General features: G+C 61.2%; 13 protein-coding genes. 3 read left to right on the forward strand and 10 right to left on the reverse strand.

Features of this window, described 5'->3' with window-relative positions; translation table 11 throughout:
• Positions 1–6: 6 nt before the first annotated feature.
• The gene (locus tag ACR0K1_RS16085) at positions 7–1,077 is read right to left on the reverse strand and encodes a ligand-gated ion channel (RefSeq protein WP_480851269.1); all 1,071 of its coding nucleotides are present in this window, start codon (positions 1,075–1,077) and stop codon (positions 7–9) included.
• Positions 1,078–1,135: 58 nt separating this feature from the next.
• Positions 1,136–2,623, reverse strand: a complete 1,488-nt coding sequence (locus tag ACR0K1_RS16090) for an ABC transporter substrate-binding protein (RefSeq protein WP_480612069.1) — start codon at positions 2,621–2,623, stop codon at positions 1,136–1,138.
• A 169-nt stretch (positions 2,624–2,792) separates the two neighbouring features.
• Here ACR0K1_RS16090 and panB point away from each other — a divergent pair, with 169 nt between their 5' ends.
• From panB to glpK, 3 genes are all read left to right on the forward strand, one after another.
• Complete coding sequence (gene panB / locus ACR0K1_RS16095; protein ID WP_480612068.1) at positions 2,793–3,632, forward strand: 3-methyl-2-oxobutanoate hydroxymethyltransferase; 840 nt, start codon at positions 2,793–2,795, stop codon at positions 3,630–3,632.
• Positions 3,629–4,480: a pantoate--beta-alanine ligase gene (gene panC / locus ACR0K1_RS16100; RefSeq protein ID WP_480612067.1), complete on the forward strand. Its 852-nt coding sequence runs from the start codon at positions 3,629–3,631 to the stop codon at positions 4,478–4,480. Before panB ends, panC begins: the two co-directional genes overlap by 4 nt.
• Before the next feature lie 71 nt (positions 4,481–4,551).
• Positions 4,552–6,030 (forward strand): glycerol kinase GlpK, encoded by a 1,479-nt coding sequence (gene glpK / locus ACR0K1_RS16105; RefSeq protein WP_480612066.1) that lies wholly within the window; start codon positions 4,552–4,554, stop codon positions 6,028–6,030.
• Positions 6,031–6,298: 268 nt separating this feature from the next.
• On the opposite strand, the gene ACR0K1_RS16110 is transcribed toward glpK, so the two are convergent.
• The 8 genes from ACR0K1_RS16110 to ACR0K1_RS16145 form a co-directional block, all read right to left on the reverse strand.
• Complete coding sequence (locus ACR0K1_RS16110) at positions 6,299–6,871, reverse strand: hypothetical protein (protein ID WP_480612065.1); 573 nt, start codon at positions 6,869–6,871, stop codon at positions 6,299–6,301.
• A 233-nt stretch (positions 6,872–7,104) separates the two neighbouring features.
• On the reverse strand, positions 7,105–7,587 hold the full coding sequence (gene smpB, locus ACR0K1_RS16115) for an SsrA-binding protein SmpB (RefSeq protein WP_480612064.1): 483 nt from the start codon (positions 7,585–7,587) through the stop codon (positions 7,105–7,107).
• Between the two features lie 47 nt (positions 7,588–7,634).
• Positions 7,635–8,177 (reverse strand): isopentenyl-diphosphate Delta-isomerase, encoded by a 543-nt coding sequence (gene idi / locus ACR0K1_RS16120; RefSeq protein ID WP_480851270.1) that lies wholly within the window; start codon positions 8,175–8,177, stop codon positions 7,635–7,637.
• Positions 8,178–8,377: 200 nt separating this feature from the next.
• Positions 8,378–8,791: a c-type cytochrome gene (locus ACR0K1_RS16125; protein ID WP_480612062.1), complete on the reverse strand. Its 414-nt coding sequence runs from the start codon at positions 8,789–8,791 to the stop codon at positions 8,378–8,380.
• A gap of 114 nt (positions 8,792–8,905) precedes the next feature.
• Positions 8,906–9,922, reverse strand: coding sequence for a P1 family peptidase (locus ACR0K1_RS16130; protein ID WP_480612061.1), 1,017 nt, complete (start codon positions 9,920–9,922; stop codon positions 8,906–8,908).
• An 82-nt stretch (positions 9,923–10,004) separates the two neighbouring features.
• Positions 10,005–10,751, reverse strand: coding sequence for an SDR family oxidoreductase (locus tag ACR0K1_RS16135; protein WP_480851271.1), 747 nt, complete (start codon positions 10,749–10,751; stop codon positions 10,005–10,007).
• A gap of 60 nt (positions 10,752–10,811) precedes the next feature.
• Positions 10,812–11,231 (reverse strand): alternative ribosome rescue aminoacyl-tRNA hydrolase ArfB, encoded by a 420-nt coding sequence (gene arfB, locus ACR0K1_RS16140; RefSeq protein ID WP_480851272.1) that lies wholly within the window; start codon positions 11,229–11,231, stop codon positions 10,812–10,814.
• A 263-nt stretch (positions 11,232–11,494) separates the two neighbouring features.
• Complete coding sequence (locus ACR0K1_RS16145; protein WP_480612058.1) at positions 11,495–12,142, reverse strand: queuosine precursor transporter; 648 nt, start codon at positions 12,140–12,142, stop codon at positions 11,495–11,497.
• Between the last annotated feature and the right edge of the window lie 72 nt (positions 12,143–12,214).

Raw genomic sequence — 12,214 nt, forward strand, 5'->3', positions numbered from 1 at the left:
CAGCACCTAAGGCACCAGAAGATAGACGAAAACCGCGTAGCCGACGATGGCGGCATAGCCCAGCGGGTAAATCCACTTGATCGCGTAATTGTCCAGCGTGCGGGCCAGCCCCTCGCGCCCCGAGACCTTGAGCTTGCGCAGCGCCACGTTGAACACGATCAGCGCCCCGGTCATCAGGAACATCCATTGCAGGATGAAATCCAGAAAGGTCAGATAGCCCAGTTTTGGCAAATCCTCGGAAATCGCCCAGTTGAACGCCACGAAAACCAGCAGGTTGGCCCCGGCAATCTCGATCCGTTTGCGGTATTCATCCAGAAAGAACAGCGCCCAGCCGACGGTGATCAGGACCAGCATCGGCAGAAACACCCGGATGACATAATAGGTCTGGTGCCGGCTGCCCTGAAACGCCAGCGCCACCTGATCGCTGTCCCGCCCCGACAGGCCTTTGACCGTCGATGCCTCAAGCTGCGCGTTGCCGAGGATCCATTCCTCTTCGCCCAGCAGATCGCCAAGGCCCGAATGATCTTCGAGCGGGTAGTAGCTCACGTAATCCGACGGGAAAATCGAGACGACCTCGAAATAGAAATCCTGGGTATCGAACGGGTATTTGCGAAAATCAAAATGCGGCGCCTGCAGGGTGAGCGAGGATTTTTCCAGATAGACAACGCGCCCGTCAGATCGCAGCGAGGCCGCGGATTGGTGAATCCATTTGTTGGACTGCTGATTTTGAATGACAAACGCAGGCAGGACCGAACCGATCCGCGCCGCATGATCGGCAAGGTCTTTTGGGTTGAAGACCCGGATGTCGCGGCCCAGTTCTTCAGCATCGAAGGCCAAGGCGGGATCGGTCCATTCGACCCGCAGCACAACCACCGCCCCGTAGTTTTCGGCCTTTTGATCGACGCTGGTGATCTGGTCGATGCGGATACCGATCCCGACCTCAAGCGGGTTCTCGGGCGTCCCCGTCAGAGCGTCCAGCCGGCCCCCCAGCGCGCTCTGTGCGTAAGTCGGACCGACCGAAACAATTGTCAGGCAGGCCGCAAAGACAATCAGACAAAAGGCACGCAAAAAACACATTGGACAATCCGGGCTGGGCCAGCTTGGCGCCGGGGCCGCGCAAACGGCCCCGCCATAGTTATTCTGACCAGCTGATGGCGGTCAGATCAATTGCCGCCGTCGGCGCGTTTTCCCAAAGCCCCTGCACACCCGCCTTGGCGACGCCCAGCTTGGCCCACTGGAACAGGTAGCCGTTCACATAGTCGCTGGCGATCAGGCGCTGGGCCTCGCCCAGTATCCTGGCGCGCTCGTCCGGGTCGGTGGTGATGTTCAGCGTGTCCATCAGGGCCTGAAAATCGGTGCTGTCATACTGGAAATAATAGTCCGGGCGCGCATAGATGCCGATATCCATCGGCTCGGTATGGCTGACGATGGTCAGGCCGAAATCCTTGCCCTTGAACACCGATTCAAGCCATTGCGCCCATTCCACATTGATGATCTCGGCGGTGATCCCGACCTCGGCCAGTTGCGCCGCGACGATCTCTCCGCCGCGCCGGGCGTAAGATGGGGGCGGCAGGTGCAGCGTGGTCTCGAACCCGTTTTCAAACCCTGCCTCGGCCAGCAGGGCCCTGGCTTTTTCCGGGTCATAGGCCGATTCACCGGTCAGATCGACATAGGCCGGATGATGCGGCGCGAAATGGGTTCCGATCGGCGTGCCATAGCCGAACATCGCCCCGTCGATGATATCCTGACGGTTGATGGCATGGGCCAGCGCCTGACGGACGCGGATATCGTCAAAAGGGGCCCGCTTGTTGTTGGTGGACAGGATCGTCTCACCCTCGTTCGAGCCGACCAGAACCTGAAACCGCGGATCAGCCTCGAACTGAGGCAGATTTTCCGGTGCCGGGAAATTGTCGAAATAGTCCACATCTTCGGCCATCATGGCGGCAAAGGCCGCCGTGGGATCCGAGATGAACTTGAACGTCGCGGTCTCTAACGCGGGCTGTTCACCCCAATAATCGGGATTGCGGTTCAGCGTGATGCTGTCGCCCTGCACCCAGTTGCCAAAGGTAAAGGCCCCGGTGCCGACCGGGTTGGTCTTGATGTCGTCGATGCTTTCCGGGGCCACGATCACCGCGTCCCCCCAGGCCATGTTGAACAGGAAATTGCCATTGGGCTCGGACAGGGTGACCTTGACGGTCAGCGGATCGATGACCTCGACATTTTCGATCCCGGCAAACAGGGCTTTCTGCGCGTTGACGCTGTCTTCGGCGCGGGCTCGGTCAAGGCTGAATTTGACGTCCTCGGCATCCATCGTGGTGCCGTCATGAAAGGTCACGCCGTCGTGCAGCTTGAAGGTGAAGACCTTACCGTCATCCGATATTTCCCAGCTTTCCGCCAGCGCCGGTGCGATCGAGCCATCAGCCATGAACCGGGTCAGACCTTCGAAAATATTGGTGTAAACCACCGAATCGATGACCTGCGCCGCCGCGCTGGTCGGGTCCAGGTGCGGCGGTTCAAGCTGCACCGCGATGGTGATGTCGGATTTGGCCAGCGCCTGCGTGGCCATCACGCTGGCACCCAGCGCCAGGACCGAGGCAAATGACCGAAACATCTGCTTTGTCATGAAATTCTCTCCCCACTGAAAATGGATACCTGCTGTTTTGCAGGTTTTTCTGCCCTCAATGTCCCCGTAAACCCAAGGTCAATCAAGGAAATGTTCGCGCAACCGGGGTTTCTATCCCCTTGCCTGATCTGCTATGCCGCGCTGCAACATAAATGTCGCAGGAGCGAGCATGAGCGCCACCGCCCGCAAAAAAGCCCCGAATGCCGAGGATATCCGCGCCCGCAAAGGCAGCGATCCGCTGGTCAGTCTGACCGCCTACACAACCCCGATGGCAAGGCTGATGGATGCCCATTGCGACTTTGTTCTGGTCGGCGACAGCGTGGGCATGGTGCTGCACGGGCTGGAATCAACCCTTGGCGTGACGATGGAGATGATGATCCTGCACGGGCAGGCCGTCGCGCGTGGGTTGGAAAGCGCCATGATGGTCATCGACATGCCCTTTGCCAGCTACGAGCACGACCCGGCGCAGGCCTTCCGCAACGCCGCGCGGCTGATGTCGGAAACCGGCGCGGGCGCGGTCAAGCTGGAAGGCGGCGTGGAAATGGCCGACACCATCCGCTTTCTGGTCAAGCGCGGCATTCCGGTGATGGCGCATATCGGTCTGACCCCGCAATCGATCAACACCTTGGGTGGCTACAAGGTGCAGGGCCGCGACGAACAGGCCGAAGCAGTGCTGGCCGATGCCCGCGCCGTGGCCGAGGCAGGCGCGTTTTCGGTCGTGTTAGAGAAGGTTCCGCAGGGTCTGGCCAACCGGATCACGGCCGAGGTTGCGATCCCCACCATCGGCATCGGGGCCTCGGCCGGGTGTGACGGGCAGATTCTGGTGGTGGATGACATGCTGGGCTTTTTCACCGCGTTCAAACCGAAATTCGTCAAGCGCTATGCCGACCTCGGGCCGCTGGCCGAAGCCGCGATTGCCGAATACGCCGCCGAGGTGCGGGCGCGCAGTTTCCCGGCAGATGAACATGTGTTTGCCGATCAGGCCCCGGCCAGAGGCCGCAGCACATGACCGTTCAGATCCTGCGCCGCCTGACAGACCTGCGCGCGCTGACCACCGCATGGCACCGCGATGGCGAGGTGATCGGCGTCGTTCCCACAATGGGCGCGCTGCATCAGGGGCATCTGTCGCTGGTCGAGGCGGCCCGGGATGACTGCGACCGCGTGATCGTCACGATCTTTGTGAACCCCAAACAGTTCAACAACCCCGAAGACCTTGCCAATTATCCGCGCACCGAAACCGAGGATGCCCGAAAACTGGCCCCTTTCGGCGTGGACGCGATCTATGTGCCGGAACCGGAAGAGATTTACCCCGAGGGTTTTTCGACCACCGTCACGGTCTCGGGCCTAACCGATGTGATGGAGGGCCCCTTCCGTCCCGGACATTTCGACGGCGTGGCCACCGTGGTCGCCAAACTGTTCCTGCAGACGCAGGCAGACAGGGCCTATTTCGGGGAAAAGGACTATCAGCAACTGATGATCGTCCGCCGGATGGCCCGTGATCTGGACATTCCCATCGAGGTGATCGGCTGCCCCACGGTGCGGGAACCTTCGGGGCTGGCGATGTCGTCACGCAATCAACTGCTGTCTGCCGAGGGGTTGAAAATCGCCGCCAAGAAAAGCGAAATCATGCGCGAAATGGCCACCCGTCTGGCAGCGGGCGATGCCTTTGCGCCGCTGGCGCAGCAGGCCAAGGCGGACCTGATCGCTGCCGGGTTTACTGAGGTCGAATATATCGACCTGCGCTGTGCCGAGACCTTGCAGACGCTGGCCCATGCCTCGCGCCCGGCCCGCCTGTTCGTCACCGCCTGGGCCGATGGCGTTCGGCTGATCGACAACATCTCTGTTTCGCAGGCCTGATTTCCGCTCTGGCACCGGCGTGGCTGTTTGCGCTAAAGTCCCGCAAAACGACAAAGGGGAGGAGCGCAGGCATGACCTGTATTCTGGCAATCGATCAGGGCACAACGTCCTCGCGCGCGATATTGTTCGACGCGCAGATGCAGCGCATCGCCACCGCACAGCGCGAGTTTCCACAGCATTTCCCGCAGGAAGGTTGGGTCGAACATGACCCCGAGGATATCTGGGACAGCGTTCTGACCGTCTGCCGCGAGGTTATGGCGACGGCAAGTGTCTCTGCCGATCAGATCGCCGGGATCGGCATCACCAACCAGCGCGAAACCACCGTCATCTGGGACAAAGCGACCGGCAAACCGATCCACAACGCCATCGTCTGGCAGGACCGCCGCACCGCCGAGATTTGCGCCCATCTGCGACAGGCCGGGCACGAGGAGGATGTGACCGCCCGGACCGGGCTGCTGCTGGACCCCTATTTCTCGGGCACCAAGGTCAAATGGCTGCTCGACACGGTTCCGGGCGCCCGCGACCGCGCCGCGGCCGGAGAGCTTTTGTTCGGCACCATCGACAGCTTCCTGATCTGGCGGCTGACCGAAGGCCGCAGCCATGTAACGGATGCCACCAACGCCGCCCGTACCCTGCTGTTCGACATCCATCAGGGAGAGTGGAGCGCCGGGATTTGCGATCTGTTGGACGTGCCCTTGAAGATGCTGCCAGAAGTGAAGGATTGCGCCGCTGATTTCGGGAATACGACTCTATTTGGGGGAAACATCCCCATACTCGGCGTCGCGGGCGACCAGCAGGCGGCGACCATCGGGCAGGCCTGTTTCCAGCCCGGCATGATGAAATCCACTTATGGGACGGGCTGTTTTGCGCTGCTGAACACCGGGGCGCAGCCGGTCATGTCGAAAAACCGTCTGCTGACCACAATCGGTTACCAGTTGGACGGCCAACGGACCTATGCGCTGGAAGGGTCGATCTTCATCGCGGGCGCGGCGGTGCAATGGCTGCGGGATGCGCTGCAGATCATCGACGCGGCCCCGCAAAGCGGAGAATTGGCGGCGCAGGCCGACCCGAACCAGCATGTGGTGTTGGTTCCCGCCTTCACCGGCCTCGGCGCGCCCTACTGGAAGCCGGACTGCCGGGGGGCGATGTTCGGGCTGACTCGCAACTCGGGCCGGGCCGAGATTGCCCGCGCCACGCTGGAAAGCATCGCTTTCCAGACCCGCGACCTGTGGCACGCGATGCAGGGCGACTGGGGATCGGACGCGGATGTCATCCTGCGCGTCGATGGCGGCATGAGCGCATCCGACTGGGCGATGCAGGGCCTGTCGAACTGTCTGGGCGCTCCGGTGGATCGCCCGGTGATGCAGGAAACCACCGCCTTGGGCGCGGCTTGGCTGGCCGGGATGAAAGCGGGGGTCTACCCGGATCAGGAGGGGTTTGCCGCAACATGGCAACTGGACCAGCGTTTTGAGCCCACGCAGCAACCAGACCAGCGCGACGCGGCTTACGCGCGCTGGCAGCGCGCGGTTCAGGCCACGATGGCGTTTTGATTGGGTAAGATTGGGTAGTGGGTGGTGTCTTTGGCACATTGAACATCCGCATTGAGCGACCCCGCGCGATGTCGGTTATGCGGACCGGAGCAGACGTAAGGCGTTTTCGGTTGACCAGTGGCTGAACCAGAGTGGGACCTCTCGCCGTCGTTTGCTGGTTGCGTCCTCCATCCGATTCATCTCCGCTGGTCCGAACATCAATCGATTAGCTTGCCGCACAGTGTTCTTAAAGTTGTCGGAAACGCGCTCTTGGCACCAATTCACAAAACTATTTTGCAACTCGAATCTTCAGCAGAGTCTTGCTAAGGCGTTTTTGTACAGTGCTAACTGAACTTTGGGCCCCGCGCAGCGCGTTTTCATGTGCCGTTTGTCCCGTTTCGTGATAGAGAGCCGCAGCCGCATCAAGCTCGCCCTCTGCAACCATGTCCGCAATCCGCGGTGCCAGCGAGACAAGAACATCCAAGTTCGCCATCGTGACCTCGGCACTCTTTAATTCGTCCTCGGTCGCGACTTTGCTTTTCATGATACTGCTATTCGCCCATGCGATCTCTAACTGTACATCCTCAGACGTACTGCGGATCATATAGGCGTTTGAGCTGCTGCCATCAGGGGCATTGTTAAATTCTACTACGTCCCAACCACCACGCTCTGCTTCGACGGCATAGACAAGGAAGTAGTTCATCTGGCTTGTCATCCGTTCCAGCGTCTGGAAGTTAGTCAGCAATCGCAATTCTGCGGAAGCTTTTGCGGCCAGTTCCTTGACGGACTCCTGAGCGTTAGATGGAAGGACCGAAGCACTGAAAAAAAAGCCTATTGCTGTGGCCACGACAAGAAAACGCATGATCAATCCTCTTGAAGTTTAAAGCGTAACAATGGCGATGTTTCGACCACTTGGCAAATGCGCAGGCCGATGGGGCACGACCAACCGATTGACCGCTTTAGACTCAAAGCCGACACTCCTGACAAGCGTATCGATGCAAAAGGCTCACTTCCGGACGTTTGGCTCAAAGCCTTCGGACGTTCTGCAATCGAACATCATACGCCTCACCGCAAAAGTGAACGATGTATGCAGCCCTAGCTGTGATCCTTCATCAGCCGCTGCTTCTGGCGTGACCAGTCGCGTTTGGCCTGCGTTTCGCGCTTGTCGTGCAGTTTTTTGCCCTTGGCGATGCCAATCTTCAGCTTCGCCCTGCCCTTGTGGTTGAAATACAGCACCAGCGGCACCAGCGTCATGCCCTTGCGCTGGGTCGCGTTCCACAGGTTCGACAGTTCCTTGCGTGACACCAGCAGCTTGCGGCGGCGGCGTTCCTCGTGCTTGAAGACCTTGGCCTGTTCATAGGGCGCGATGTAGCTGTTGATCAGCCACAGCTCTCCGTCATCGACCGAAGCGTAGCTTTCGGCGATGTTCGAGCCGCCCGCCCGCAGGGATTTGACCTCGGACCCTTCCAGCACGATGCCGCATTCGAGATCGTCCTCGATCGCGTAATCGAAGCGCGCCCGCCGGTTTTCGGCGATCACTTTGTAATTCGGGTCTGTTTTCTGCTTTTGCTTGGCCATGACGCGTTGATCTATGCCGCTTCAGCCGCCCTTGCAAGCGCTTGCGCTCAGGTCTTGGCCGAGATGATCAGATCGGGGCCGAAAATCGTATCGGCGTGATTGTGCAGATAGATCTTGAGCCAGGGCGTGAACCGGTCGGGATGGCGCGCCACCTCGGCCAGCAGATCGTGGTAATCGATCCAGCGGATATCCATCACTTCGCTTGGATTAGGCTCGATTTTCAGCGGGCCGCGCACATGGGCCAGAAACACGTCGACCACTTCGTTTTCGACCATGCTGTTGCCCACATCCGCGTGGTATTCCAGCCGATGCCGGTATTCGGGGTATAGGCCGGTGATCCCCAACTCCTCGCGCAGGCGGCGCACCGTGCAGGCGGACGAGCTTTCGTTCCAGTCGGGATGGGTGCAGCAGGTATTCGCCCAAAGGCCGGGGGTGTGGTATTTGCCCAGCGCCCGGCGCTGCAGCAGAATTTCGGTGCCCCGCACGACAAAGACCGACACCGCCTTGTGCTTGAGGCCCCTCTCATGCGCCTCGAGCTTGTCTACGGGGGCCAGTACTCCGTCCACCCAGGCCGGGATCATGATTCCCATCTTTCGTCTCCTGCTGCCGATCCGCCTGCCCGGCGGGAATGTAGGATTGTGCTGCGGCCGGATCGGCTTGGCGTTGCGGTGCATGATCTGTTGCGCCGCCGACCCCAAAGTGGCCGCGATGCTGCATCAGATCAACCGCACGAAAGGCCGCAGGGGCTGCGGCCTTTCGTCCTTGATGGTCATGTCCTTGGGGTCAGGCGTTATTCGCCGGATACGCTGAGAATATAGGCGTACACGTCCTCGCCGCCTTTTTTCAGCTTGAACGTCATTTTCGACTTGGCCGATGTTTCGCCCAGATAGTCTTTCAGAAACGCTTTGGGGTCCTGCGAATAGGCGACAAAGGTTTCTTCATCCCAGACCAGCCCGTTTTCACCCGCCGCAACGATGCTGTCCCCGTATTTGAACCCTTCAAACGTACCAGCCGTGCGGCCTTCGATCCCATACAGGTTCGGGCCGGTTTTGCCGCCTTTGACAATCACTTCACCCGCGGGGTCCGCGATCATGTGGCAGGATTTGCACTTGTTGAAGGTCTTCTTGCCAGCTTCTGCGTCACCTTCGGCATAAGCGGGTACGGCCAGCAGGCCGACAATTGCAGTAGCGAGGATGCGATTCATAGTCATAGCTCCAATACAGTTTGGCTGCCAAGACAGGACCGCCGAGACAGCAGAGAGTCAACGCGCGGATTGCCGCGTGGTGGCTCTTGGTAGCGGCAGCAATTTCGCCGCGCCTTAACTTATGTCATGTAATTCGGACCAGCAGGGCAAAAGGTCACCCGGGGCAGGCGACGCCATGTAAACCGCCCGCGCAATCGCCCGCGCCAGACACAGCGAAGCCGCATGCCCGATCAGGCCTAGCTGCGCATCTGTGTCGGGTACACGCTGTCCGGCACTGACCCCGAACACCAGATCGCCGTCGCCGGGCGTGTGCGATGGGACAACCGAACGGGCGATGCCGTCATGGGCGGCGACGGCCATGCGGTGGCACTGCGCTTTGGTGAGACGCGCATCGGTGGCGACGATGGCGATTGTCGTGTTGCCACGCTCGGCATTGGCCGGTCCGACAAGCTGCGCCTTGCGGCTGACAGGGGCGCGGCCAAGGCCCGATGCAGGGTCTGGTCCCAGCCCGCCGAATTCATCGCCGACCTCGAAAGGTGCGGCCCAGAAATGCCGGTCGCCGGGCGTTGTGACACTGCCCAGCGGATTGGCGGCCACCAGCGCGCCGACCGTGATGCCGCCATCCAGCACCAATGAGGCCGAACCGAGCCCGCCCTTATGCATCGCCGCAAGCGCCCCGGTTCCTGCGCCAACCGATCCCAAAGCGAAATCCCGGGCTGCGTTTTCAAAACCGGTCCGGCCCAGGGCACGATAGGGGTTTTCAGACCAGTTCTTGTCGCCGCCGTTCAGCAGGTCGAACAGGATCGCGCCAGGAACAATCGGCACTCTGACTTCGCCAACCGGATAGCCCCGGCCCTGCGCCCTGAGCGCGTCCGACACCCCGGAACAGGCGTCCAGCCCGAAAGCCGAGCCCCCGGAGAGCGTGATCGCATCCACGTGTGAGACGGATTTGTCCGGGGCCAGCAAATCGGTTTCCCGTGTTCCGGGCGCGCCGCCCATCACGTGAACCGAAGCGGTGAAGGGCTGATCCGCTGTCAGGACAGTTGTGCCCGATTTCAGCGCGGCGTCCTGCGCGTTGCCGACCTTCAGGCCGGGGATATCGGTGATCAGGTTGCGGGGTCCAGGGGTCATTTTGATCTTTACTGTGGGCGGGGAAGCGCGCGGGCGCGCGCTGCCTTCGGCGAGAGTATTTGTGAAAAGATGAAGGGACGGGTCAGATGCATCGGCCTCCGTCCACTTCAAGCGCCGCGCCGGTGATCATGCTGGCCTCGTCCGAGCACAGGAACAGGGCGGCGTTGGCCATGTCTTCGGGGGTCGAGAAGCGGCCCAGCGGGATGGTCGACAGGAATTTGGCGCGAATCTCGGGCGTGTCTTCGCCCATGAAGGATTTGAGCAGGGGCGTTTCGCCCGCCACCGGGCAGATCGCGTTGACGCGGACGCCCGAGGGGGCGAGTTCCACCGCCATCGTTTTCGTCGCGGTAATCATCCAGCCTTTGGAGGCATTGTACCAGTTCAGGTTCGGGCGCGGCGACAGGCCAGCGGTTGAGGCCACGTTCAGGATTGCTCCGGCACCGCGCTGTTTCATCGCAGGCACGAAGGCGCGTGCCGTCAGATAGACCGATTTCATGTTCACGCCGAACACGCGGTCGAAGTCGTCTTCGCTGACCTCTTCCAGCGGGGTCGGCAGGTGGGTGATGCCTGCGTTGTTGACCAAAATATCAAGCGCGCCGAACCGGTCGCGGGCGGCATCGGCCAGGGTCTGCACGGATGCGCCATCGGACACATCGACCTGCTGCGGGCTGGCCTGCGCGCCCAAAGCGGCGGCCATGTCCTGCGCCGCGGTGCCGTTGATATCGGCGATGATCACCTGCGCGCCCTCGGCCACGAATCGCTGCGCGATGCCTGCGCCAAACCCCGACGCGCCGCCTGTCACGATTGCGGTTTTTCCCTCAAGCCGCATGGCTTAACCTCCCCGTCGCCTGTACGCGGCAGAGTAGCGATGCCCCGGCGAGATACCAGTTCAATCTTCCGACACCTTGCCGCGCAGTGCTTTGACGTCGGAACGCGCTTTCTTTGCCGCCAGCCGCCGTTTCACCGAGCCATAGGTGGGCTTGGTGGCGATCCGGCGTTTCGGTTTGACCAGCGCGCGGGTGATCAGGTCGGCCAGACGGGTGCGGGCAATCTCGCGATTGCGGGCCTGGCTGCGGGTTTCCTCGCACTGGATGATGATCGCGCCATCCTTGGTCCAGCGGCGACCGGCCAGCCGTTTCAGCCGCGATTTGACCGGATCGGGCAAAGAGGGCGAGCGCGCAGCCTCGAACCGCAGTTCCACAGCGGTCGAAACCTTGTTCACGTTCTGCCCGCCGGGACCGGAGGAGCGCACAAAGCTCTCGGTCATTTCCCAGTCCTGCAGGATGATATCGTCGGTGATGCGCAACATGAGGCGGACCTTACCTGCCACGCGCGGAAACAGAAAGGGCCGCCCCGGCGGGACGGCCCTTCGAAAGTTCAGGAGGTCGGGTCGGTTAGATCAATCGACCAGCCGGAGCGAACGCTCCGCCAAGGGCTGCCCTAGCAGGCGATCCCCCCGGTTGTTCCGACACCTCTCTCCAATCTCTTTCTCGACACTGGATCACCTCCTTTTCTATCTGTTGCGGTTACCTTTGAGAGTGACACAAGTTGTGCCAATCTCAAAGCGTTTTCTTACGCGGGCTGTGCGGCGGTCAGGCGGGCGACAATCACCTTGAACGGGATCAGGGCGATCAGCGCCAGCGACAGTTTCACCAGCCAGTCGGCAAAGGCCAGCGTCACCCACAGCGGGGCCATCGGGCCGGACAGCATGAAGGGCACCGGTTCCCACGCCCAGTTGATCGCGGCGTCGGCATTGGCCCCAAAGAATGTGACCGAGGCGGAAAAGGCGATGGTGAAGAACAGCGCGGTGTCCAGCGCCGAGCCCACAAGGGTCGACACCAGCGGCGCGCGCCACCAGCGGCCGCCGCGCAGCGAATTGAACACGGTCACGTCGGTCAGTTGCGCGATCAGGAAGGCGGTACCCGAAGCCACGGCAATCCGCAGCGGCACGGCGGCATAGGTGAAGCCATCGCCCTGCAGCATGATCTGGCTGCCGATCAACGAGCAGATGATGCCGGTGATGAAGCCTGCGAAAACGACCTTGCGGGCAGTGGCCACGCCGTAGACGCGGTTCATGATGTCGGTGACCAGAAAGGCCAGCGGATAGGTGAAGGCACCCCAGGTCAACAGCCCGTCAAAGATCAGGAACTGGACCAGAATGTTCGAGGCCACGACGATGGCGGCCATGGCAAGGATGCCGGGAATGTAAGCGCGTTGCATGTTTTGATGCCCGTTTTGACAAGGTAGCGGCGACTTGGCCAAGGGCTCATCCCAAGGCAGGCCGTGCGTTTA

This window comes from Ruegeria sp. F5, assembly GCF_056533845.1.